Source organism: Bacillus sp. SJS (assembly GCF_000732485.2).
Taxonomy (GTDB): Bacteria; Bacillota; Bacilli; order Bacillales; family Bacillaceae; genus Metabacillus_B; species Metabacillus_B sediminis.
Genome location: NZ_JAQV02000003.1, coordinates 49,361 through 74,048, shown reverse-complemented (window position 1 = coordinate 74,048; position 24,688 = coordinate 49,361). Strand labels below are relative to the sequence as shown.

Below are 24,688 nucleotides of genomic sequence, written 5' to 3'. Positions count from 1 at the left end.
GAGAAAAAATGGCAGTAATATCTTATATTGATGCCGTCACGATGGCAATCCGGGAAGAGATGGAACGCGATGACAAAGTATTTATTTTAGGAGAAGATGTCGGGAAAAAAGGCGGCGTTTTTAAAGCCACTTTTGGATTGTATGACCAATTTGGGGAAGAGCGTGTCATTGATACACCGCTTGCAGAGTCGGCTATTGCGGGCGTTGGAATCGGAGCAGCCATGTACGGAATGCGTCCGATTGCCGAAATGCAATTTGCCGATTTCATTATGCCGGCTGTAAACCAAATTGTTTCAGAAGCAGCGAAGATCCGCTACCGTACGAATAATGACTGGAGCTGTCCAATCGTAATCCGTGCTCCTTATGGCGGCGGAGTTCACGGTGCTCTATATCATTCCCAGTCCGTTGAAGCACTTTTTGCCAATACACCAGGCTTGAAAATTGTCATGCCTTCTACTCCGTATGATGTAAAAGGACTGCTCAAAGCTGCGATCCGTGATGAGGATCCTGTTCTGTTTTTTGAGCACAAACGTGCATACCGCTTAATTAAAGGGGAAGTTCCTTCAGATGATTACGTGCTGCCAATTGGAAAAGCAGATGTGAAAAGAGAGGGAGAGGACATCACGGTTATTACATACGGTCTTTGTGTCCATTTTGCGCTTCAAGCTGCGGAAAGACTGGCACAGGACGGAATTTCTGCGCACATCCTTGATTTGCGAACCGTTTATCCGCTCGATAAAGAAGCAATTATGGAAGCGGCCTCTAAAACAGGTAAGGTTCTTTTGCTGACAGAGGATAACAAAGAAGGAAGCATTATGAGCGAGGTTTCAGCAATTATAGCTGAAAATTGCCTGTTTGATCTTGATGCTCCAATCAAGCGTCTTGCGGGACCTGATGTTCCTGCTATGCCTTATGCGCCGACAATGGAAAAATACTTTATGGTGAATCCGGATAAAGTGGAAGCGGCTATGAGAGAGCTTGCTGAATTTTAATCTTTTATAAAGGGAGTGCCAATCGATGGGAATGGAACAAATGACCATGCCCCAGCTTGGGGAAAGTGTTACAGAAGGTACGATCAGCAAATGGCTGGTTTCAGTAGGAGACAAGGTTAACAAATACGATCCGATTGCGGAAGTTATGACTGATAAGGTAAATGCTGAGGTTCCTTCTTCTTTTTCAGGGATTATTAAAGAACTCACAGCTGAAGAAGGGGACACACTTGAGGTCGGACAAGTGATCTGCAAGGTGGAAGTAGAGGGAGGCGCTCAAGAAGAAGCTCCTTCAGCTGAACAGGCATCTGCGGAAACGTCAGTTACGCCGGAAGTGCCTTCTGATCAATCCAATAAAAAAAGGTATTCACCGGCTGTCCTGCGCCTTGCCCAGGATAACGGAATCGACCTTGAGCAAGTGAACGGCACCGGAGCTGGCGGGAGAATTACACGAAAAGATCTGCAGCAGCTGATTGACGGCGGAACGGCACCAAAAGCCGGCGCTCAAAGCAGTGCGGCGGAATCCAAGCAGCAAGCACCGGCAGAAAAGAAAGAAACGATAACAGAGCAACCGGCACACACTCAAGCTACTCAAGCTAAGGCAGCCCCAGCTTCGGTTTCAATTGCTCCTGGAGACATTGAAATTCCGGTAACAGGTGTACGAAAAGCAATAGCTGCCAATATGCTTAAAAGCAAGCATGAGGCTCCTCATGCCTGGATGATGGTTGAAGTGGATGTTACAAGCCTTGTTGAGTACCGCAGATCCATAAAAGATGAATTCAAGAAGAAAGAAGGCTTCAACTTAACCTTCTTTGCGTTCTTTGTAAAAGCTGTCTCGCAAGCGCTAAAAGAATTCCCGCAAATGAACTCCATGTGGGCGGGAGACAAGATTGTACAGAAAAAAGACATTAATTTATCCATCGCTGTCGCCACGGATGACGCATTATTCGTCCCTGTCATTAAACAAGCCGATGAAAAAACGATTAAAGGAATTGCAAGGGAAATTACGGAGCTTGCCGGAAAGGTAAGAAGCGGGAAGCTCGGTTCCAATGATATGAAGGACGGTACCTTCACTGTGAATAACACGGGTTCATTCGGCTCTGTTCAGTCAATGGGAATTATCAACCATCCGCAGGCTGCAATCCTCCAAATCGAGTCGATCGTAAAGCGTCCGGTTGTGATGAACAATGGAATGATTGCCGTTCGCGATATGGTTAATCTGTGTTTATCTCTTGATCACCGGGTATTAGACGGTCTGGTTTGCGGACGTTTCCTTGCTAGAGTGAAAGAAATTCTCGAACATATTTCGAAAGAAACGACGTCTGTTTATTAAGAATTAAGGCTGAACACCAACTTCTATAGTGAATTGAAAAAAAGCATCAGAAGTCCTGATGCTTTTTCCTGTTTCTCTATTTCGTTTCCTCATTGAGTACCAAAAAGTCTAAATGCTGATTTAAGACCTTTATCGTTTCAGGTGTACCGGAGTAGACTTCCCCATCAGTATCTGCCTTCATCGGCGTTTCTGTTGTGATCTCCATGTTCGCTCCTGTGAAATGAAGAAGATCCGATTCGTTATTATCCCACTGTGACGCATCTTTCATGGTAAGCAAATCCCTTATGGTAGCTAAGTTTGTATTTTTTAATATAAACACATCTGCTTTTCCGTCATCCGGTTCAATACCAGGGTAAGGGAGAGGATTGGTGCCGATAAAACCACCGTTTGCTACAATCACCATCACAGCCTCTCCATCAAATTCCTGATCATCCGCCTTTAAATGGACAGGAAATGGATCCATTTTCTGAACCGTGCGAAATGCACTTAAAAAGTAGCTGATCTTTCCGAGCATCGCCTTTTCAGCCCCCACAATATTGTTGGAGGTTTCAGTAATCAAACCGATTCCCCAGAAATTCAGGAAATATAGCTCGCTCGCCTGGAGCACATCAATCTTGCGTTTGCTGCCATTTGATAAAACTTGGACCGCCTCTTTCAAATTTGGAGGTATCCCTAATGTCCTCGCAAAATCGTTGCATGTTCCGCCTGGCAATATGCCAACTGCCGGCCTGTTCTTCAGTTGAGCGAGTCCATTTATGCATTCGTGTACCGTTCCGTCTCCACCTAGAATATAAACGATGTCCATCTCTTCTCCATACAATTCGCAGTACCGTTTTGCATCCAAAGCACGCTGCGTCTGCAGAATCAGGAGATGCGGGCTTGCCTTCGTCAGCACCGGTACGATAATTTGAAGGCTTTTTTCTACATTTTTCTGTCCGGCGCTGCCATTAATGATTAACATGGTTTTTTTCATAAACGCTCTTCCTTTACCTACAGAATCGTTACAACTAGTATACCACCACGGGAGAGGATGAAAACTACACCCTGCAATTGCTGGATATAAATAGTTATAATACAATAAGGTATGGGATAGGAAACGCATTTCCTTATAAATGAAAACGCATTCTTAGGGGGTGGGCTTCCAATGGGAAGCAGAAAATGAACAAGGGGCAGAGTACGCAGGAAGCTACAGAGCAGGCATGGCTTGAAGCAGTCAGCAAAGCGCTAAAAGGAAAGTCTGCTGAATCACTTAAGACCATTACAAATGAAAAGATCATTTTGAAACCGCTTTATTTAAAAAAAGATTCAGTACAAGTTTCAGAGCCTGGAGAGGCTCCTTACATAAGGGGTACTAAGAAAATAAGAGAGATGTGGAAAACGTCACAATCGATTGATCATTATGAATCGATCGATCATCTCGTCTCCGCTCTGGATTCTGCGGACGAAAAAGGATTAAATTCCTTTTATTTATCTTCTCTGCAAACCATCCTGGAGCAGGGTAATTTTCAGAAGCTCATAGCTCATCTAAAATCAAGCAATCTTCATTATATAATCGACTTTGAAGAGGCTCCGGAGCTTATGGCTTCTTTTGCAGCAGAGATGAAGAGTCTTGGAGAGGGAACGGCAGGATGTGACCCATATGAGGCGGTGATGCAGGGCAACCTTGAGGACCTTGATCATGCCCTCTGCTGGATGATGGATTATACGGAAGCGGCTGCAGGATCAGGTAATCAGAAAACCATCCTTTTTAAAGGAGATCTGCTTCACAATAGCGGCGCAAATGCTGTTCAGGAACTGGCCTATACCTTTGCGAAAGCCATCGATTTTTTAAATTGGTGCAGAGAAAATGGAAAATCAGCTGAGCTCGCTGCAGGAAAATCTGCATTCAGTTTCTCATCCGGATCCCAATTTTTCATGGAAACAGCGAAGCTCCGCGCAGCACGCCTGCTGTGGAGCTCGATTGTTTCCGCGTTTGGAGGGGACCTTGAAGCGCAAAAGCTTTATACACACGTCAAAACATCCTCCTTTAATAAGTCACGGCTGGATGTTCATGTGAATCTCCTCCGCACGTCAACCGAAGCCTTTTCAGCTGTGCTCGGGAATGCGGATGCCATTACCATTCTTCCCTTTGATGAGGTGAATGGCGGCTCTATTTTATCTGAGCGGGCAGCAAGAAATATTCATTATCTGCTTAGTGAGGAAAGCCTGCTTGGAAAAGTCAATGATCCTTCCGGAGGATCATGGTATATCGAGTCGCTTACACAGGAATTAGCCAAAGCAGCGTGGGATAAAATCTTGGAAATCGAAGAAAACGGTGGTTTTCTGAAGGTGCTTCAAGAGGGTGATATTCAAGCTGAATTATCTGCCGGCTATGACGCGCTGGCTGAGAGCTTGAATATTCAAAAGAAAAGGATGATCGGCGTCAATTATTACGCTAACCCTGAAGACCGGATTGAAGCAGCTGAGAAACACATACCTATCTCCCTTTGGCCGAAGGAATCCTTTAGCGAATCCAGATCTAAATTAGATGAAGGCAAAAAGATAAGGTATGAAACCATTAATAAAAAGACAGCACAGATCAAGCCCGTTCGATTAGCGGAATCCTTTGAAAACCTGAGAGTGAATGCGTTGGAATATACACAGCAAAAAGGCGTGGCACCATCCGTACAAATAGCTGTTCTCGGTAGTCTTAAAGAATATAAACCCCGTCTTGATTTTCTGGCGGGCCTGCTTGACTCAGGAGGAATAGAAGCCTGCATAACGCCATTCTCTGGAGCAGATTTAAACAAACCAGTGTTTTTATGCGGTAGTGATCAAAGCTATATAGAATATAAGAATGAGATTTTTTCTTTTATCCGAAACGCAAAGTCAGAAATATATACAGTCGGCAAACAGCCCGCTGAATGGGAAGAAAGACTGTCCATCCAAAGGGAAGTTGTTATGGGGATGAATCGACTGGCATTTCTTGAAGAGCTGCAAAACGTATTGGGGGTTCATAACTGATGGAAAGAGTACGGCTTACAGCAGACCATTTACATGTAACTGAAAATACAGCAGCTAATGAAACCGCACAGCCTGTATTTGAAACGAATGAAAAAATTCAGCTCAAGCAGTGGTACAGTGCGGAGGATGCATCAGGCACAGAAGAATCTTTCCCCGGGCTCGCTCCTTTTACAAGGGGGCCTTATGCAGCGATGTATGTGAACAGACCTTGGACCATCCGGCAGTATGCGGGCTTTTCTACAGCTGAGGAAAGCAATGCCTTTTACAGGCGCAATCTTGCTATGGGGCAAAAAGGATTATCCGTTGCCTTTGACTTGGCTACGCATCGGGGCTATGATTCTGACCATCCGCGTGTAGAAGGGGATGTTGGAAAAGCAGGAGTGGCGATCGACTCCATCTTAGACATGAATATTCTTTTTGATGGCATTCCTCTGGATGAGATGAGTGTTTCGATGACAATGAATGGAGCCGTGCTGCCGATCATGGCATTCTACATCGTTTCCGCAGAAGAGCAGGGAGTTGCGCTGGATAAGCTTACAGGTACCATCCAAAATGATATTTTGAAAGAATACATGGTTCGGAATACGTACATTTACCCCCCGGATATGTCGATGAGAATTATTGGCGATATTTTTAAGTATACGGCCCAGAACATGCCGAAATTCAACAGCATCAGCATTTCGGGCTACCATATGCAGGAGGCTGGAGCGCCGAATGATATAGAGCTTGCCTACACGCTTGCGGATGGCCTTGAATATGTGCGGACCGGGCTGAAAGCAGGAATGGATATCGATGCCTTTGCACCGAGGCTCTCGTTCTTTTGGGCAATCGGCATGAATTATTTCATGGAAGTAGCGAAAATGCGGGCTGCCAGACAAATGTGGGCTAAACTCATCCAGCCATTTAATCCTGAAAATCCAAAATCGCTGGCGCTTAGGACGCACTCGCAAACATCCGGCTGGAGCCTTACAGAGCAAGATCCGTTTAACAATGTGACGAGAACGGCTATTGAAGCGCATGCGGCTGCAATGGGTCATACTCAATCTCTTCATACGAATGCATTGGATGAAGCAATCGCTCTGCCGACTGACTTCAGTGCAAGAATTGCGAGGAATACCCAGCTTTATCTGCAGGAGGAAACCGGCATCTGCAGCGTAATTGATCCATGGGGAGGATCCTACTATGTTGAATCTCTTACAAATGATTTAATGGAACGGGCTTGGAGTTTAATAGAGGAAGTGGAGGAGCTCGGCGGAATGGCCAAAGCCATTGAAACCGGCCTTCCAAAGATGCGGATTGAAGAAGCAGCGGCCAGAAGGCAGGCCCGGATTGATTCAGGGATGGAAACGATAGTTGGAGTCAATCGATTCAGACTTGAAAAAGAAGACGACCTGGATGTGATGAATATTGATAATACGGAAGTGCGAAACAAACAAATTGAAAGACTTCAAAAGCTTAAAGCTGATCGGGACGAAGCAAAGACAGAGCAATCGCTGAATGCAATCACAAAGTCTGCTGAAACAGGGGAAGGCAACCTGCTTGAGCTGGCAGTAGAGGCAGCAAGAAACCGTGCTACGCTTGGAGAGATTTCATTTGCAATTGAGCGCATTTCAAAAAGACATCAGGCGGTGATCAGATCTGTGAGCGGCGTATACAGTTCCGAATATTCCAATGAAGAAGAGATCAGCTCAGTCCGAAAGGCAGCCGATGAATTTCAGGAGTATGAGGGAAGAAGACCAAGGATTCTGATTGCAAAGATGGGCCAGGATGGACATGACCGAGGTGCGAAAGTGATTGCTACTGCTTTTGCCGATTTGGGATTTGACGTGGATATCGGACCTCTTTTCCAGACACCTGCTGAAACCGCTGCACAGGCCGTAGAAAATGATGTCCATGTAGTCGGAATGAGTTCTCTTGCAGCCGGTCACAAAACCTTGCTGCCGCAGCTGAAAGCAGAACTGAAAAGGCTTGGGAGGGAGGACATTTTGATCATCATCGGCGGTGTAATTCCTTATAAAGACTATGATTTTCTTAAAGAAAACGGAGCAGCTGAAATTTTTGGACCCGGTACGGTCATTCCTGCCGCTGCAAGGAAGGTACTGGACAAGCTTTATGACGTTCTTGGATATGAGGACGTTAAGGAAGAACGATGAAGAGAAAACGAGAACATCTCCCGATCGATCCAGATTACCTTGCAGAAGGAATAATAAGGGGAGACAGAAGCATTCTGGCTCAGTCGATAACCTTGGTTGAGAGCAATGCGGAGCGGCATTTTGATGCAGCTCAGAGCCTGCTGGATAAGGTTTTATCAAAAAGGACCAGCTCGATCCGCATTGGAATAACGGGAGTACCCGGAGCAGGAAAGAGCACGTTTATTGATACGTTCGGAACCTATTTATGCAAGAAAGGCCATAAGGTGGCAGTGCTTGCTGTTGATCCGACCAGTCATGTTTCAAAGGGCAGCATACTCGGCGACAAAACAAGGATGGAGAGGCTTTCTATAAACCCGGATGCCTTTATTCGGCCGTCTCCTTCAAGCGGAACCCTTGGCGGGGTAGGCCGGAAAACAAGGGAAACGATGCTGCTTTGCGAGGCTGCCGGATTTGACATCATTCTTATAGAAACGATGGGAGTCGGACAGGGGGAATACCTTGTTCGGGGCATGGTTGATTTCTTTTTGCTGCTAGTCCTTACAGGAGCAGGTGACGAGCTGCAGACCATGAAGAAGGGGATAATGGAGCTTCCAGATCTCGTTGTGGTAAATAAAGCAGATGGAGACAATCTCCCGCTCGCTAAAAAAGCAGTACAGGAATACAGCACAATGCTTCATTTTCTGAAGCCATACACCGAGGGCTGGACCACGGAGGCCCTGCCGGCAAGTGCCCTGAAAGAAACAGGGATTCAGGAGGTTTGGGAAAAGATAGAGGCATTCCAGAAAACAACGAGGGAATCTGGATTGTTTGAAAAACGGAGGCGCGGACAGCAAAAGGACTGGCTCCACGAAAGTATAAAAGATGAGCTGCTCTATGCTTTTTACAAAAATCCGTCCGTGATGGAACGGCTCTCAGCAGCTGAGCAGAATATAGCAGAAGAGAAAGCAGCTGTCTCAGCGCTCGTCAAAGAGCTTGTTGAGGAATTTTTAAAATCAAAAAGCTAATCATCCGGTTTGCGGAAACATCCCTGCTCTTGGTAAGATAAAGAGTAGGAGCGATCTTCACCAGTTTCAAAGCAGACTATTGTGATGTGTAAAGCAAAGGAGAGATTAATATGAACATAGATTTTAATTTGTTTATGAATGATGTTGTCAGACAGGCCCGCCAGGAAATAACAGCTGCAGGCTATACAGAATTAACAACAGCAGATGAGGTAGAGGATACATTCAAACAAGAGGGAACAACGCTTGTAATGGTGAACTCTGTTTGCGGATGTGCTGGAGGAATTGCGAGACCGGCTGCAGCTCATTCCGTTCATTATGATAAGCGTCCAGACCGCCTTGTAACGGTATTTGCCGGACAGGATAAAGAAGCGACAGCAAGAGCTCGTGAATTCTTTACAGGATTTCCGCCATCCTCTCCATCATTTGCCCTTATGAAGGACGGTAAGCTTGCAGCAATGGTAGAACGTCATGAAATTGAAGGGCACGAGCCGATGGCTGTAGTAGCAAAACTTCAGGAAGCATTTGAACAGCACTGCAAGGAAGTGTAATCACAGTTGTGTATAATTATTAAGAGAGACCTTTAAATAGAGGTCTCTTTTTTTTTTGCTTTTATCAATTAAAGTGATGATTAACCCTGATGCATCGGTATTTTTCAAGAATAGTAAAATATAAAATTAAATTTATTTTTAATTACTATATTGCATAAATATAAAATCGTGTTAAAATACAAAATATCGTATAAATATAAGGTTAAAAACTTCTTGAAAAGTTCTAGGATATAGGACATAATTTTATTAAATTTAGAATATTTTTAACTTTACAAAATTATAGGGGGAAACAAACAATGAAAAAATGGTTATTGCTAGCAATTGGCCTCGTAATTGCTTCTATGCTTGCCGCATGCGGATCTTCAGAAGAAACATCAGGGGATGAAGGAGAAGAGAAGAAAGTTATAAAGATGGCTACATCTGCCGACTATCCACCATTTGAATACAAAGATACGACAAAAGGCGATGACATTATCGGTTTTGATATTGATTTGGTTAATGCTTTGGCAGACGAACTTGGCTACAAGGTAGAAATTCAGGACCTGGATTTTAATAGTCTTGTACCAGCCCTGCAAGCGAAACAGGTTGATATGGTTCTGGCAGGAATGACACCGACGGAAGAACGCAAAAAGAACGTAGATTTCACGGATGTTTATTACACAGCGAAGCACATGATCGTGTCTAAAAAAGGCAGCGGAATTAAAACGGTTGAGGACCTGGAAGGCAAAACAGTAGGAGTTCAGCTCGGTTCTATCCAGGAAGGGGAAGCAGAAAAAATCGCAGAGAAAACCAAAATTAAAATCGAAAACCGCAATCGTATTCCAGATATCGTTCAAGAAATTAAAGCAGGACGATTTGAGGCTGCCATTATTGAAGACACAGTAGCTAAAGGATATTTTGAAAAAGATAAAGATCTTGAAGGTTTCACAATGGAAACCGGGAATGAAGAGGAAGCGGGTTCCGCCATCGCTTTCCAAAAAGACAGCAAATACACAAAAGAATTTAATGAAGCTCTTAATAAAATGAAAGAAAACGGCGAATTGGAAAAGCTTGTTCTGAAATGGTTCGGCCAAGATCAAAAATCTGAATAAATAGGAGAAACGTTCAACTCTGAAGGTTGAACGTTTCTTTTGACAAGTAGAAAGGAGTGATCTGATGAATATCGATTTTTCAGCTATTTCAGGTTCAATCCCCTTTATACTGGGAGGACTTGGCATCACATTAAAGCTTGTGGCTCTTTCCGCTCTTTTTGGATTTACATGGGCAATCGTCCTTGCTCTGCTTAAAATCAGCCGAATAAAGCCCCTTAATTGGCTGGCCGATTTTTATACATCCATCTTTCGCGGAACGCCTCTCGTTCTGCAGCTGCTTATTATCTACTTCGGTCTTCCGCAATTTATCGGTACGATTGAACCGTATTGGGCTGCAGTTGCCGCTTTCACCCTTAATTCAGGGGCTTACATATCTGAAGTGATCCGTGCAGGAATTTTAGCTGTCGATAAAGGGCAGCGCGAGGCGGCTATGGCTCTCGGTGTTCCGTACAATCAAACGATGAAGGATATTATTCTCCCGCAGGCATTTAAAAACATCCTGCCTGCCCTGGTTAATGAGTTTATTACGCTGACGAAGGAGTCTGCGATCGTAACGGTTATTGGTCTTGGAGACGTTATGAGACGCTCTTATCAAGTCGGTGCCGATATGTATAAATACTTTGAACCGCTTTTATTCGCGGGGCTCATCTATTACATTCTCGTCATGATCCTTACGATGATCGGCAAGCTGATTGAAAGGAGATTGAGACAAAGTGATTAAAGTGGACAAGCTGCATAAATCCTTCGGGAAAAACGAAGTATTGCACAATATTTCAGTATCCATAAATAAAGGAGAAGTGGTTGCGGTTATTGGTCCATCAGGTTCAGGAAAATCAACCTTTTTAAGATGCTTAAATCTTCTCGAGGTGCCAACGAGCGGTGAAATTGAAATTGGCGGAGAAAAAGTCACGGCTCCTAAAGCGAAAATTAACGTGATCCGTCAGAACTTAGGAATGGTGTTCCAGCACTTTCATCTGTTTCCTCATAAAACAGTGCTGCAAAATCTGACTTACGCTCCGACTACTGTTAAGGGTCTGTCAAAAGCAGAAGCAGAGGAAAAAGCGAAGGCGCTTCTTGTAAAGGTTGGCTTAAGCGATAAAGCAAATGAATACCCGAGCCGTCTTTCCGGGGGCCAAAAGCAGCGGGTGGCGATCGCAAGAGCACTTGCTATGAACCCGGATGTCATGCTTTTTGATGAGCCGACATCTGCTCTGGATCCTGAAATGGTCAAAGAAGTCCTTGATGTAATGAAAGACTTGGCACATACAGGAATGACGATGATCATCGTAACACATGAAATGGGCTTTGCACGGGAAGCTGCGGACCGGGTCCTTTTCCTGGATGGCGGAGCCCTTGTAGAGGATGCTCCTCCTGCGGAATTTTTTGCCCATCCTAAAACACAAAGGGCACAAGACTTTTTGAGCAAAATGCTGTAAACTAGTATCGGACTATAGAGCTGGCAAGCGGCGCCCGCCTCCTTTTGCTGCACCCAATCGAGGTGTTTGTCAAAGGAGAGGGGCGTTTCCGCTTGAACCAGTTCTTTTTTAGGTTACAATATAGGGACAACAAGAATTAGGAGTTTTTGCATGAAGCAATTTAGAATAGGCTACAGAACGATAAAAACCGCATTGGGAACTGCTGCCGCGATCAGCCTAGCCCAATTGTTCGGACTTCAAAATTTCCCCTCAGCAGGAATTATTGCGATTCTCTGCATTCAGGTAACAAAGAAAAAATCCCTGCAAAGCTCATGGGCGAGATTTCTGGCGTGTTCCATCGCCATCATATTTTCATTCGCATTTTTTGAGCTGTTCGGCTATTCTCCGCTAGTCATCGGACTTATGCTGCTGTTATTTATACCGGTAGCTGTTATGGCAAAAGCGAAGGAAGGCATTGTAACCAGCTCTGTCATCATTCTTCATTTATACGCATCCAACCATATTACTTTACCGCTCATATTGAACGAGCTTGCCCTGATTGCAACAGGCATCGGTGTTGCCCTAATCATGAACCTTTATATGCCGAGCGTCGACAGAAGGCTGGAAACATATCAAAAAAAGATAGAAGCCAATTTTGCCTCGATTTTCTGCCAGATGGAGCTGTATCTGCTTGAAGGGGACAATCAATGGGATGGCAAAGAGATAACAGAAACGGCGAGTCTCATTCATGAAGCCAAAACACTTGCCTTCCGGGATGTTGAAAACCATTTCCTCCGGAACGAAAACCTGTATTACCATTATTTTCGGATGAGAGAAAAACAATTCGAATTAATTGAACGGCTATTGCCGCTGATTTCAAACTTATCCGTTACCGTTGAACAGGGGGAAATGATCGCCGATTTCATTAAAGATCTGCGCGAGCATATTCATCCAGGAAACACCGCCCATATGTTTTTAAGAAAGCTGCACGATATGAAAGCATCCTTTCAGGAAATGGAGCTGCCGAAAACAAGAGAAGAATTTGAAACCCGTGCTTCCCTTCTTCATCTTGTGAGGGAGCTTGAACAATATTTAGTGATGAAAAGTTATTTCAAAGGACTGAAATAAGGATGGAGCACCCTCTTTTTTCTCATAATAAGTAAAAAGAGGGTGCTGCTTTTGAAATGGATGATGATTCTTTCCATACTGATGGCTTCTCCGATTTGGCCGCTGGGACATAACCCGGTTGAGGGAGATCCATACCTGATTATAAATAAGCAAACGAACGAAATGGCTTTTATTGATGATGGATCGATTCAGAAGATTTACTCTGTTGCCAGCGGTAAGGAATCAAAGCTTACACCAGAGGGAGAATTCTCAATTGTCGTTAAAGCGGTGGATCCATACTACCGGAAAAAAGACATTCCCGGCGGAGATCCGAAAAATCCTCTCGGTCCCCGATGGATCGGATTTGATGCAGAAGGAACGGATGGACGGACATATGGTATTCACGGAACGAATCGCGAATCATCCATCGGAAGCTTTGTCACACAGGGCTGTGTCCGCATGCACAATGAAGAAGTTAAACAGCTCTTTTCCAAGATTCCAATCGGAACCAAAGTCTGGATTACCGATACGAATCAAACGTTTGAAACACTGGCTAAGGAAAAAGGGGCCATTTCAACCGAATAAAAGGATTTAAAAAACTCGCCAAATTTTTGCGAGTTTTTTCTGTTCTGTTATGTATTATTCAGATGGGGATGCATGTAATGCTTCTGGAGATTTCTCTGAGATTAAAAATTCCCTGTAAGTTTTTCGCTTTTTTATTTGCCAAACGGCAGCACCAGTAAAAAATAGCGTTGATATAAATGTGGCTGAAAAGTCGGTAAGCTCTATAAAGTAACATACTTGAACGGCTATTAAAAATAATACAGATAGGATGATCAGCGATAAGTTCAAAGGGAAAACTTTTTTAATTCGATTGGATATATTCTGATAGCAGCCGGTGCAGATCACTACCTTTCTAGAAGTATGCAGTAAAAAACATTCCTTGCAATACCGTTTCATGCAATAAGCACATGTATGGGCTCCAGCTGCACTATTATGATTAAAACAGGGTTCTAATTCCATTCATCATTCTCCTTTCCATATAAGCTAATATCCTGCATGAATGTAGTTCTTTACGACTATTCAATTCTCCTTCTTCGATCAATTAATTTCGGCAAAGTTAATTAATCAAGAACAGGTGTGAACAGAACGTTTCCGGATTTCGATCATATGCAAAATCGTGTTAGCTAATAAGTTGGCTGATTGGAGCGAACGACTGCAGCGAAAATCAAAGCCAAGTCTAACAAAGCAAAAATAAAAAGGACCGCTGAGGCAAATCTGCCGCAGCGATCCTTTTATATAACACCTATTTAGAACCCGATGAAAGTTGATAATCCGGCTAGAAGCGTTGTCAGGAGCATGACTCCCAGCATAACCATCACAACAATTTTCTGGACTTTTTTATTGGACATGTCAATCACTCCCAAAAATCAATAGTTTCATTTTAACGTGAATTTCAATTCCGGACAAGACCAAATCAGAAATAAGAGATTCACTCGAATAAGAAGGAATCAAGGCGGATATTGGAGAATGTATGTATGTATCCGTTTACAGCATGGGAGAGATAAAGCATGATAAAAAAAGTAGATCATATAGGGATCGCGGTAACATCTATTCAGAATTCGCTGCCGTTTTATGAAGCCACATTAGGTATGAAGCTCATTGGAGAGGAAGAAGTGCCTTCCCAGCTGGTCAAGGTCGCTTTTTTAGACGCGGGCAATCAAAAAATTGAGTTGCTTGAGCCGACTTCCTCCGATAGCCCGGTAGCAAAGTTTATTGAAAAAAGAGGCGAAGGAATTCATCACGTAGCTTATAAAGTAGAAAACATTGCAGCACGGATTGAAGAACTGAAGACGCAGGGCATTAACATGATCGACCATACTCCGCGCTTAGGTGCAGGAGGGGCTGCCATTGCGTTTCTGCACCCGAAATCAACAGGCGGAACTTTAACAGAGCTTTGTGAAAAAAAGGGGAATGATGTGAAATGAATATGGATATTTACGATAAAATTAACGAATTATATGACCGCCGGCGTGAGATTGAGATGGGCGGCGGAGATGATAAAATAGAAAAACAGCATGAAAAGGGAAAGCTAACGGCAAGAGAACGAATTGACCTACTGGTTGATGAGGGGACCTTTGTTGAACTGAATGCGTTTATTGAACACCGGTGCAATGATTTTGGCCTCCAAGGCAAAAAAGGACCGGGAGATGGAGTGGTAACCGGGTATGCAAAGGTAAATGGCAGACCCATTTATTTATTCTCACAGGATTTCACGGTATTTGGCGGAGCGCTCGGAGAAATGCATGCAAAAAAAATTGCTGCAGTGATGGACCTTGCAGCGAAGAACGGCACTCCATTCATTGGGCTGAATGACTCTGGAGGTGCGAGGATTCAAGAGGGTGTGGTATCATTAGATGGTTACGGACACATTTTTTACAGAAACAGCATATATTCAGGGGTCATTCCTCAAATATCCGTTATTCTGGGGCCGTGTGCAGGCGGTGCGGTTTATTCTCCGGCTATTACTGATTTTGTTTTCATGGTGGAGAAAACAAGCCAAATGTTTATTACAGGGCCGAAGGTTATTGAAACCGTGACTGGTGAGAAAATCAGCTCAGAAGATCTTGGCGGAGCGCATGTACATAATACAGTCAGCGGGAATGCCCATTTTTCCGGCGGGACAGAGCAGGAAGTTTTGGAAAAGGTCCGGCTTCTTTTAAGCTATCTGCCTCAGAATAATGAAGAAAAGCCGCCAAATGAAGAAGAACCTGAAGGGAGCGATTACCGTCCTGATTTAACTGATTTAATCCCTTTTGATGCGATCAGACCCTATGATGTAAGAACCGTCATTCATAATATTATGGACCCGGATTCATTCATGGAGGTCCATGAGGGCTTTGCCAAAAATATGGTGGTCGGATTTGCACGGATAAAGGGAAAAACGGTCGGTTTAGTCTGCAATCAGCCGAAATACATGGCTGGAGGACTGGATATCGATTCTTCAGACAAAGCTGCGAGATTTATCCGTTTTTGTGATTCCTTTAACATTCCGATTATTACATTTGAAGATGTAACCGGATTTTTCCCTGGTGTTAAACAGGAGCATGGCGGAATTATCCGTCACGGAGCAAAAATTTTATACGCATACTCAGAAGCAACGGTTCCCAAAATTACGGTTATTTTAAGAAAAGCATACGGGGGTGCCTATGTAGCACTAAACAGCAAATCAATCGGTGCAGACCTGGTATACGCATGGCCGAACGCTGAAATTGCCGTGATGGGACCCCAAGGTGCGGCAAATATCATTTTTTCAAGAGACATTCAAAACAGTGAAGACCCGGAAGCGGAACGGGCAAAAAAAATTGAGGAATACCGTGAAAAATTCGCTAATCCATACGTAGCAGCAAGCCAGGGAATGGTCGATGATGTCATCGATCCCCGGGAAACCAGGATTAAGCTTATTCAGGCACTGGACATGCTCTCTTCTAAGAAAGAGACACGGCCATATAAAAAACACGGAAATATTCCGCTATAAGTGATTGAAAACGGAGGGAACACCATGGTAAATCAAGACAGGCTAGTAGAAGAATTTCTCGAATTGGTAAAAATCGATTCCGAAACAAAGTTTGAAGCAGAAATTGCGAAGGTGCTGAAAGAAAAATTCGCAAGCCTTGGACTGGACGTTACGGAGGATGATACGACAGGCATAACGGGGCATGGAGCAGGCAACCTGATCTGCACGCTGGAAGCAACCAAAGATGGAGTGGATCCGATTTACTTTACATCCCACATGGATACTGTTGTACCAGGCAAGGGCATTAAACCATCCATTAAAGATGGATATATCGTAACAGATGGTACAACCATTCTCGGAGCAGATGACAAAGCGGGTCTTGCTGCAATGTTTGAAGCAATCCGTATTTTAAAAGAAAAAGAAATTCCGCACGGCAAAATTGAATTTGTCATTACTGCCGGAGAAGAGTCCGGTCTTGTCGGCGCAAAAGCCCTGGATCCTAAACTGATGACAGCTAAATTCGGATATGCACTGGACAGTGACGGGAAAGTAGGGGACATCATTGTTGCCGCTCCTACACAGGCGAAGGTAAAAGCGGTAATTAAAGGCAAAACTGCTCATGCTGGAGTAGCGCCGGAAAAAGGTGTTTCGGCGATTACAATTGCTGCCAAGGCGATCTCTAAAATGCCTCTTGGCCGTCTGGATGATGAAACGACGGCTAACATCGGACGCTTTGAAGGGGGCACTCAAACGAATATCGTTTGTGACCATGTAGAAATTCTGGCAGAAGCAAGATCTTTAGTGCCTGAAAAAATGGAAGCCCAAGTAGAAAAAATGAAACGGGCGTTTGAAGAGGCGGCAAAAGAACTTGGCGGTCAAGCGGAAGTAGATATTCAGGTTATGTACCCGGGCTTTAAATTCGGGGAAGGCGATCACGTTGTCGAAGTTGCGAAGCGTGCTGCGGCAGCCATCGGCCGTGAGAGCCGTCTGCTTACAAGCGGCGGTGGAAGTGATGCGAACGTCATTGCAGGAAATGGAGTTCCGACCGTCAATCTCGCTGTAGGCTATGAAGATATTCACACCACTAACGAAAAGATGCCAGTCGAAGAACTGGTTAAAACCGCTGAAATGGTGGTTGCGGTAATCGAAGAAGCAGCAACATAATAGAACAGCAGGGCCGTCCCGATTGGAGATGGCCCTGCTTTTTTAGTCTTTTCCTAATGAAAACCCATCAAACAGCCTTCCGCCAAAAGGCTTCAATATCCGGTCGGCCAGCTGGAGAAGCTTTCCGGTTTCCCCCTTCTCGTAAAAACGGTGCAGCGCCTCCATGAAATCAATCGTGAGATCTGGATCAAACGCAGCGAGTGTTCTATATTTCCACTTGCTTGACCCGAGCCATTGCCTGTTCATTCTCAAATAAAACTCATATAAAAGATCAGTAAGCGCCTGAACGATAAAAAGCTGTTCTTCCCTTGAGCTGCTATCCTTTAAATCCTCTAATGCATCGGTAATGAAGTACCTTTTCATTCTAATCATGGAATCCGGCCATGAATCAGGTCCTTTTAGCAGCTGAATTTCTGCCTCCTTCTTCAACTGAGATACAATCCCATTATCCTTAATGATTTTCCCTTCAAAAACCATTCTTTGCATGCTCGGAATCGCCCGTTTCCGGTCAGCTTCATAGATTTCGTTTATCGAAAGAAGGCTGTGTACAAAAATTTCCGCGGGCCAGCCTTTAAAATGGATAGATTCCCTGTACGACCGGATAATTCCCGTTACAAAGATAACGATGTCGAGATCTGATAAGGGGCGCGTTTCTCCTCTGGATGTACTTCCAGCTAAAAGTGCTGCCTGGCATTCGGGGTAATGCTCATTAACAAAATCATAGGCTGCTGACACTGCTTCTGGTCGGTACATAGAAGCCCCTCCTGATAAGTTTTGAATAGTTTACCATATTTAGAGGGATAAAGTCCCGCTTTGCGAAAAATATCCGGGAGGCTTTTCCAGATAACCAATCCATAGTATGATAGATACGATGAATATCGGAAGGGGCATGGTCTATTATGAAGGCGGTAATTTTTCAAACTCAAGGAGAAGATTTCGGGATTTCGATCGAGCATGTTGTCTCAATTGAGAAAGTGCTTGATCTCAAACCAATCCCCAATCTTCCGGACTATGTAAAGGGTGTTATGCCGATCAGAGGTGAATTGGTCCCAGTCATCGACGTTTCATGCCTTTTCAAGAAAATAGAGAACAATGAGCTGGAAAAGGCAAAGATTATCACGGTTCAGACGGATGAATTAACAGCCGGACTGCTAGTGAGTGAAGCAAAGGAAATACTGGAGCTTGAACAAGAACAGCTCAAACCGCTGCCGATTGGAGCAGGGGCCTCATCAAAATGGTTCTCTTCCATTGCCATGAAGGACAGCAGGCTGATTACACTGGTTAACCCCGCTTCATTCATCGGTACTTTGGAAGCACTGGATGACATAAAGTCTGAATTACTGACCCTCAATATTGAAGAAAACGAAAAAGCATCCATTTGACTGGATGCTTTTTGCATGTGTGATGGAATTACTTCTTCTCATCATTTTTTATGTTTTTAGCCATATTCTGTATAACCATTACCTGCCTCGGCAATCCGGGATCGGTTTTCAGATTTTCAGTATAGGTGTTATTTTCAATAGCGGTTAAATACTCTTCAATGTTTTGAAGGGCATGGTCATTCTGTTCCAACAGATCCCGGTGCCACTCTGTCATCTGATCAGGTGCATGGATTTTATTAAAGGTTTTTATTTGGTTTTTCATACTGAGTAAAATTGATTCAAGCTCTGTCCTGGCCGTTTCACTATCAGCTGCATCATAGAAAAGAGTCGAGAGCTGTTCAGACTCATCCGCCAGTTCATAGGCAAAGTTTGCAGCTTCTTCTCCGTATGTAGCAGGCTTGCCAAAAAAAGAGCAGCCGGATAGGAAGAGTAAGAAAATGATTATTAGCGTCATCGCGCGCATCATGAGTGATATCCTCCATCATAAACATCTTTCACTTAATTATTCTAGTCTTTCCACTCTGATCCTTTTTTAAGCAAGCTGAAGAGAAAAAAATGAAATATGATAAAATAGAAGCAGGACCTTAATAGGGAAGTGAACGGAATGCAGGGAGAAGTGAAAAAAGGACGCATCATTTTTCACATCGATATGAATAGCTTTTATGCTTCAGTTGAAATGGCTTACGATCCTGAGTTAAAAGGAAAGCCGGTGGCGATAGCCGGGAACGCAGAGGAACGGAAGGGAATCATTGTAACCTGCTCCTATGAAGCAAGAAAATACGGAGTAAAAACAACGATGCAGCTTTGGCAGGCTAGAAGATTATGCCCGGATCTTGTGGTCAGGAAACCAAACTTTGACCGTTACCGCCAGTCCTCAAAAGCGATGTTTGACGTGCTGAGAGAGTATACTCCATTGGTTGAGCCTGTGAGCATCGATGAAGGGTATATGGATATTACCGAATATACGAATGGCCAAAACCCTATTGATATCGCCAAATCTCTTCAATCAAGGCTGCTTGAGGAGCTAATGCTCCCTTCGAGCATAGGGATTGCTCCAAATAAGTTTCTGGCTAAGATGGCTTCCAATATGAAAAAACCGCTTGGCATTACGGTGCTCCGCAAGCGCGAACTCAATCAGCTTCTATGGCCGCTGCCTGTTGAAGAAATGCATGGAGTCGGGGAGAAAACGGGAGAGAAGCTGAAAGGAATCGGCATTCACACCATTCATGATCTTGTAGTGGCGGAGGATGGAAAATTAAAAGAACTGCTTGGCATCAATGGGGAGCGTCTGAAAAAAAGGGCATCGGGAATAGATGACCGTCATGTTGATCCGGATTCCATATACGATTTTAAAAGCATTGGAAATTCATCTACTCTTCCTAAAGATTCATCAAATCCGAGGGAACTGGATAAACTGATTTCGAAGCTTGCCGAATCGGTAAGCAGAAGGATGAACCGCAAAAATGTTCTGGCCTCAAGACTGTCTGTTATGATCCGCTATGGTAATCGCCAGACCTTCACACGCACAGCAAAGCTTGAAAATCCGATTGCGGGGGCATCCGATATTGAAGAGAAAGCAAAGCGGATATTTTATAAGCACTGGACAGGAGAACCAATCCGGCTGCTTGGCATAACCGGAATGGACTTGCTTGAAAAAGAAGAAGCCGTAAAACAGCTTGATTTGTTTTCCTACCAGGAGGATGCGAAGGAAGAGCCGCTTTGGAATGTACTTGACCAGATTAACGGGAAATTTGGAAAAAATACGATTAAACGCGGATTGACTGGAAGAACAGATGAGGACCATACGAGCGGAACGAGCTTTAACAAAGATTTTCTAAGAGACTCTAAGGATTAGGCCGTTCCAGGTCGCTTCGCTTGAAAGCACAGGAGCAAGTGTGATATTTTCATGATTGTAACGAACCATACGTACAGGAAAGGACGTTTTGACATGTCAAAACAGCAAATTGGTGTGATTGGTCTTGCCGTTATGGGTAAGAATTTAGCTTTAAATATTGAGAGCCGCGGGTATTCCATATCCGTTTACAACCGTTCTTCTGATAAAACAGAGGATTTCCTAGCAGAATCCGAAGGCAAGAATGTAAAAGGTACATACAGCATAGAGGAGTTTGTCCAATCGCTTGAAACTCCAAGAAAAATTTTGTTAATGGTAAAAGCGGGACCGGCAACGGATGCAACGATTGAAACGCTCCTTCCGTATTTGGATAAAGGCGACATCCTGATCGATGGAGGAAATACGTTCTTTAAAGATACACAGCGCAGGAATTCGGAGCTTGCCGAGAGCGGAATTCACTTTATCGGAACAGGTGTGTCTGGCGGTGAGGAAGGCGCGTTAAAAGGACCTTCCATCATGCCTGGGGGACAAAAAGAAGCGCACGATCTCGTAAAGCCGATTCTTGAGGCTATTTCCGCCAAAGTAGATGGCGAAGCTTGTACAACCTATATCGGTCCGGACGGCGCAGGCCATTACGTTAAAATGGTCCACAACGGAATCGAATACGGGGACATGCAGCTCATCTCAGAGGCCTATTTCCTTTTGAAAAATGTCCTGGGACTATCTGCTGAGGAATTCCATGAAGTATTTGCGGAATGGAATAAAGGGGAGCTAGACAGCTACCTAATCGAAATTACAGCCGATATCTTTACAAAAAAAGATGACGAAACCGGCAAGCCGCTAGTGGACGTTATTTTGGATACGGCTGGACAAAAAGGTACAGGAAAATGGACGAGCAGCAATGCATTGGATCTCGGTGTACCGCTGCCTATCATCACAGAGTCCGTCTTTTCACGCTTTATTTCAGCTATGAAAGACGAACGTGTAAAGGCAAGCAAAGTATTATCAGGTCCTGAAGCAGGCACTTACACGGGCGACAAGCAAGAACTAATCGAAGCGGTCCGCCAGGCACTGTTTATGAGTAAAATTTGCTCCTATGCACAAGGCTTTGCCCAAATGAAGGCAGCCTCAGAGGAATACGGCTGGGATCTTAAATATGGTGAAATTGCGATGATTTTCAGAGGAGGATGCATCATTCGGGCAGCATTCCTTCAGCAAATCAAGGAAGCGTTTGACAGAGATGCGAATCTTTCCAACCTGCTTCTTGATCCATATTTCAAAGAAATCGTGCAAAAATATCAGGTTTCCCTACGTAAAACTCTTTCTGTCGCGATTGAACGCGGGGTAGCCGTACCTGGCTTCTCAAGTGCGCTTGCCTACTTTGACAGCTACCGTACAGAGGTGCTTCCAGCAAACTTGATCCAAGCACAGCGTGACTATTTTGGAGCTCATACGTATCAGCGAATTGATAAAGAAGGTATTTTTCACACAGAATGGATGACTAAATAAGTTTTTTGTGAAGGGTCTGGCTGACTAATAAAGCCAGGTCCTTTTTTTTGCATGGTAAGAATGATCCTGAGAACCGTAAAAATTTTTCATACATGTCCTTATGAATGTTTGAAGTTTGAAGAATTGAGGAAGTATAAGAGAACACCAGCCATATCAATAGATATAGCAATAATAGGAGTCGATCATCATGATAGGAATTTTATTAGCATTAATCCCGGCCATTACGTGGGGAAGCTTAGTATTAATCAGTGTAAAACTTGGCGGGGATGCTAAGAGCCAGACGCTTGGAATAACGATTGGCGCCCTGCTGTTTGCCATCGTGACCTATTTTTTCACCTTTCCCGACATCAATGGTTTAGCATGGGGAATTGGAATTGTTTCAGGTGTTTTATGGGCTATTGGCCAATTCGGACAGCTGTCCAGCGTCAAATACATAGGGGTTGCCAAAACGGTGCCCATTTCTACGGGTCTGCAGTTAATGGGTACAACCTTATTTGGGGTATTGCTCTTTAAAGAATGGGATACAAAATCAGCGATCATTTTAGGTTCCATTGCTGTAGCTGCGATTATTATTGGAGTGGTGCTTACTTCAATCGGTCAAAAAGCAGAAAATGAAGAAGACAAAAAGCATTTCAAAAAAGGAATGCTCATTTTACTTGTTTCTTCACTTGGGTATATTGGCTATGTCGTCATTATCCGGCAATTTGAAATTGACGGATGGGCAGCGATTCTTCCTCAAGGAATCGGTATGGTTGCAGGAGCAGTGGTGCTCACGATCAAAAGCAAGCCATTTAACAAATACGCAGTAAGAAATATTTTGACGGGGATTTGGTGGTCAGCAGGTAACCTGGGACTGCTGCTTTCACTGCCGCTAATAGGTGTAGCAACAAGCTTTTCCCTGTCCCAAACAGGTATTGTCATTTCAACCCTTGGCGGCCTGTTCCTGCTGCAGGAGAAATCAGCGAAAAAGCAAATCATATTTGTGATCATCGGATGCCTGCTCATTATCGCAGGAGGCGTTCTGCTCGGCTATACAAAACGATAAAAAGGGGCTGCTGCAAAGATGTTTAAAGATCTAGAAGGAAAAGTTGTTGTTGTTACAGGTGCAAGCTCTGGTCTGGGACGTGCAATTGCGAAACGCTTTGGCCAGGAGAAAGCAAAGGTTGTCATCAACTATTACAAAAACGAGGGAAAATCTGATGAACTGATTGGCGAGATTAAAGAGGCAGGCGGAGAAGCGGTTAAGATACAAGGAGATGTCTCAAAAGAAGAAGATGTGAAGAAAATCATTCAATTTGCCATTGATACATATGGAACGCTCGATGTCATGGTCAACAACGCCGGTATTCAAAACGAAGTACCATCTGAGGAATTGTCTTTAGAAGATTGGAACAAAGTCATATCGACGAATTTGACTGGTATTTTTGTTGGCAGCAGAGAAGCTATTGCCTATATGCTTAAACATGACATAAAGGGAAGCATCATCAATATGTCCTCCGTACACCAGATCATTCCGTGGCCTCATTTTGCCCATTACGCAGCATCGAAGGGCGGAATCAAAATGCTGAGTGAAACGCTGGCACTGGAATTTGCACCGCATGGCATCCGTGTTAACTGCTTGGCGCCGGGGGCCATTAACACGCCCATTAACAAAGAAAAGTTCAGTGATCCGGCTGCGAAGAAAGAAGTCCTGAAAATGATCCCTCTTAATAAAATCGGTGAGCCGGAGGAAGTAGCAGCCGCAGCTGTCTGGCTTGCCTCTAAAGAAGCAAGCTATGTAACTGGAACAACTCTTTACATTGACGGCGGAATGACGAATTATCCAAGCTTCCAGGCCGGTAAAGGCTAATAGCTATTACGCTCTGATAAGGGCATGTTTTTCTAATAAAGAAGATACAAAAAAGGCTGCCGGACTTGTCCGGCAGCCTTGTATCCGTTATTCTGCTTTCAATCCTTCAAACAAAAGAATCCGGGCCGGCGCTGCGTCTTTTCCTACTATTTTTAAAGGTGCTGCCACCATAAAATAGCTTCCTTCCCTGACTTCCTTCAAACGAAGGCCCTCAACAATGATAACGTCATGCTTGAATAGCGTCTTGTGGGTAGGGTGGCCTTCCTGGCTTCTCTCAACACCAAGTGCATCAATCCCCACTCCTCTGATTCCGATTTCACTTAAGTGCTTCGCTGCGCATTCAGCTACAAAGATAAAATCAAAGTTAAATGCGTCCTCAAGAGAGTTTTTTGTTTTAAAAAGAACAAAGTCCCCTTTTTGAATATCAAATTTTTCGATATCTTCTTTACGGATCCGGTCTTCAACTTGCGTTAAATCAAAAACCTTTGCTTCTCCGACAAGATCGTCCAAAGAAATTGATTCCATTGTGTCTCCTTCAACAATCATGTGAAGAGGGGAGTCGACATGTGTACCCGTGTGCAAATCCATAGCGATGCGTGTTTCCGTTACATAGCCGTTCGTTGCCGTGTTTAAAACGGGCTGTTTTTCTTCCTTGTTTTTATAGACAGGCATTCCTTCGAAAATGGGTGCGGATACATCGTACATTTTCATAAATAAAGTCCCCCTTATGTATTGGATAAAACGCCCTGCAAGGCAGGGCGCTCAAAAAACA

At 44.0% G+C, this 24,688-nt stretch carries 25 protein-coding genes; 19 read left to right on the top strand and 6 right to left on the bottom strand.

The window, feature by feature from the left end; translation table 11 throughout:
• Positions 1–8: 8 nt before the first annotated feature.
• Complete coding sequence (locus AS29_RS01480) at positions 9–992, top strand: alpha-ketoacid dehydrogenase subunit beta (protein WP_035404114.1); 984 nt, start codon at positions 9–11, stop codon at positions 990–992.
• Between the two features lie 25 nt (positions 993–1,017).
• Positions 1,018–2,322 (top strand): dihydrolipoamide acetyltransferase family protein, encoded by a 1,305-nt coding sequence (locus AS29_RS01475; RefSeq protein ID WP_035404116.1) that lies wholly within the window; start codon positions 1,018–1,020, stop codon positions 2,320–2,322.
• A gap of 76 nt (positions 2,323–2,398) precedes the next feature.
• Here AS29_RS01475 and AS29_RS01470 read toward each other — a convergent pair whose 3' ends face one another.
• Positions 2,399–3,295: a YegS/Rv2252/BmrU family lipid kinase gene (locus tag AS29_RS01470; RefSeq protein WP_035404118.1), complete on the bottom strand. Its 897-nt coding sequence runs from the start codon at positions 3,293–3,295 to the stop codon at positions 2,399–2,401.
• A gap of 185 nt (positions 3,296–3,480) precedes the next feature.
• Here AS29_RS01470 and AS29_RS01465 point away from each other — a divergent pair, with 185 nt between their 5' ends.
• The 9 genes from AS29_RS01465 (at position 3,481) to AS29_RS01425 (ending at position 13,228) form a co-directional block, all read left to right on the top strand.
• Entirely contained in the window at positions 3,481–5,325 is a 1,845-nt protein-coding gene (locus tag AS29_RS01465; RefSeq protein WP_035404120.1) for a methylmalonyl-CoA mutase family protein, read from the top strand.
• A complete protein-coding gene (gene scpA, locus AS29_RS01460) occupies positions 5,325–7,478 on the top strand; it encodes a methylmalonyl-CoA mutase (RefSeq protein WP_051860481.1) in 2,154 nt (717 codons plus the stop codon). Before AS29_RS01465 ends, scpA begins: the two co-directional genes overlap by 1 nt.
• Positions 7,475–8,482 (top strand): methylmalonyl Co-A mutase-associated GTPase MeaB, encoded by a 1,008-nt coding sequence (meaB, locus tag AS29_RS01455; protein WP_051860482.1) that lies wholly within the window; start codon positions 7,475–7,477, stop codon positions 8,480–8,482. Before scpA ends, meaB begins: the two co-directional genes overlap by 4 nt.
• Before the next feature lie 110 nt (positions 8,483–8,592).
• Positions 8,593–9,030, top strand: a complete 438-nt coding sequence (locus AS29_RS01450; protein WP_035404122.1) for a BrxA/BrxB family bacilliredoxin — start codon at positions 8,593–8,595, stop codon at positions 9,028–9,030.
• Positions 9,031–9,326: 296 nt separating this feature from the next.
• A complete protein-coding gene (locus AS29_RS01445; RefSeq protein WP_035404124.1) occupies positions 9,327–10,121 on the top strand; it encodes a transporter substrate-binding domain-containing protein in 795 nt (264 codons plus the stop codon).
• Positions 10,122–10,185: 64 nt separating this feature from the next.
• Entirely contained in the window at positions 10,186–10,842 is a 657-nt protein-coding gene (locus AS29_RS01440; protein ID WP_035404126.1) for an amino acid ABC transporter permease, read from the top strand.
• Positions 10,835–11,557 carry an amino acid ABC transporter ATP-binding protein gene (locus AS29_RS01435; RefSeq protein ID WP_035404127.1) on the top strand — a complete coding sequence of 241 codons (723 nt, stop codon included), beginning with the start codon at positions 10,835–10,837 and terminating at the stop codon, positions 11,555–11,557. The genes AS29_RS01440 and AS29_RS01435 overlap by 8 nt, the downstream gene beginning before the upstream one ends.
• 150 nt (positions 11,558–11,707) lie before the next feature.
• A complete protein-coding gene (locus AS29_RS01430; RefSeq protein WP_035404129.1) occupies positions 11,708–12,664 on the top strand; it encodes an aromatic acid exporter family protein in 957 nt (318 codons plus the stop codon).
• Positions 12,665–12,724: 60 nt separating this feature from the next.
• Positions 12,725–13,228, top strand: a complete 504-nt coding sequence (locus tag AS29_RS01425) for a L,D-transpeptidase (protein WP_156505837.1) — start codon at positions 12,725–12,727, stop codon at positions 13,226–13,228.
• Positions 13,229–13,282: 54 nt separating this feature from the next.
• Here the strand turns inward: AS29_RS01425 and AS29_RS01420 are convergent, their stop codons facing one another.
• Both AS29_RS01420 and prli42 read right to left on the bottom strand, forming a co-directional pair.
• Positions 13,283–13,666: a hypothetical protein gene (locus AS29_RS01420; protein WP_035404132.1), complete on the bottom strand. Its 384-nt coding sequence runs from the start codon at positions 13,664–13,666 to the stop codon at positions 13,283–13,285.
• Positions 13,667–13,953: 287 nt separating this feature from the next.
• Entirely contained in the window at positions 13,954–14,055 is a 102-nt protein-coding gene (gene prli42 / locus AS29_RS21180) for a stressosome-associated protein Prli42 (protein WP_156505830.1), read from the bottom strand.
• Between the two features lie 159 nt (positions 14,056–14,214).
• Between prli42 and mce the strand changes: the two genes are divergently transcribed.
• The 3 genes from mce to AS29_RS01405 are packed head-to-tail and all read left to right on the top strand — an operon-like array spanning position 14,215 to position 17,324.
• Positions 14,215–14,631: a methylmalonyl-CoA epimerase gene (gene mce / locus AS29_RS01415; protein WP_035404134.1), complete on the top strand. Its 417-nt coding sequence runs from the start codon at positions 14,215–14,217 to the stop codon at positions 14,629–14,631.
• A gap of 2 nt (positions 14,632–14,633) precedes the next feature.
• Positions 14,634–16,181: an acyl-CoA carboxylase subunit beta gene (locus AS29_RS01410; protein WP_035404288.1), complete on the top strand. Its 1,548-nt coding sequence runs from the start codon at positions 14,634–14,636 to the stop codon at positions 16,179–16,181.
• Between the two features lie 24 nt (positions 16,182–16,205).
• Positions 16,206–17,324 (top strand): tripeptidase T, encoded by a 1,119-nt coding sequence (locus tag AS29_RS01405; RefSeq protein WP_035404135.1) that lies wholly within the window; start codon positions 16,206–16,208, stop codon positions 17,322–17,324.
• 42 nt (positions 17,325–17,366) lie between these two features.
• Here the strand turns inward: AS29_RS01405 and AS29_RS01400 are convergent, their stop codons facing one another.
• Positions 17,367–18,077 carry a nucleotidyltransferase domain-containing protein gene (locus tag AS29_RS01400; protein ID WP_035404138.1) on the bottom strand — a complete coding sequence of 237 codons (711 nt, stop codon included), beginning with the start codon at positions 18,075–18,077 and terminating at the stop codon, positions 17,367–17,369.
• Positions 18,078–18,223: 146 nt separating this feature from the next.
• On the opposite strand from AS29_RS01400, the gene AS29_RS01395 reads away from it, so the two are divergent.
• The gene (locus tag AS29_RS01395) at positions 18,224–18,706 is read left to right on the top strand and encodes a chemotaxis protein CheW (RefSeq protein ID WP_035404140.1); all 483 of its coding nucleotides are present in this window, start codon (positions 18,224–18,226) and stop codon (positions 18,704–18,706) included.
• 28 nt (positions 18,707–18,734) lie between these two features.
• On the opposite strand, the gene AS29_RS01390 is transcribed toward AS29_RS01395, so the two are convergent.
• Entirely contained in the window at positions 18,735–19,172 is a 438-nt protein-coding gene (locus AS29_RS01390; RefSeq protein WP_035404142.1) for a DUF6376 family protein, read from the bottom strand.
• 138 nt (positions 19,173–19,310) lie between these two features.
• Here AS29_RS01390 and AS29_RS01385 point away from each other — a divergent pair, with 138 nt between their 5' ends.
• From AS29_RS01385 to AS29_RS01370, 4 genes are all read left to right on the top strand, one after another.
• The gene (locus AS29_RS01385; RefSeq protein ID WP_035404144.1) at positions 19,311–20,561 is read left to right on the top strand and encodes a DNA polymerase IV; all 1,251 of its coding nucleotides are present in this window, start codon (positions 19,311–19,313) and stop codon (positions 20,559–20,561) included.
• A 93-nt stretch (positions 20,562–20,654) separates the two neighbouring features.
• Positions 20,655–22,067, top strand: a complete 1,413-nt coding sequence (gndA, locus tag AS29_RS01380) for an NADP-dependent phosphogluconate dehydrogenase (protein WP_035404291.1) — start codon at positions 20,655–20,657, stop codon at positions 22,065–22,067.
• A 190-nt stretch (positions 22,068–22,257) separates the two neighbouring features.
• Complete coding sequence (locus AS29_RS01375) at positions 22,258–23,112, top strand: GRP family sugar transporter (protein WP_035404294.1); 855 nt, start codon at positions 22,258–22,260, stop codon at positions 23,110–23,112.
• 18 nt (positions 23,113–23,130) lie between these two features.
• Complete coding sequence (locus AS29_RS01370) at positions 23,131–23,916, top strand: glucose-1-dehydrogenase (protein ID WP_035404146.1); 786 nt, start codon at positions 23,131–23,133, stop codon at positions 23,914–23,916.
• An 87-nt stretch (positions 23,917–24,003) separates the two neighbouring features.
• Here the strand turns inward: AS29_RS01370 and AS29_RS01365 are convergent, their stop codons facing one another.
• Positions 24,004–24,627, bottom strand: a complete 624-nt coding sequence (locus AS29_RS01365; protein ID WP_035404148.1) for a cyclase family protein — start codon at positions 24,625–24,627, stop codon at positions 24,004–24,006.
• Positions 24,628–24,688: the final 61 nt, after the last annotated feature.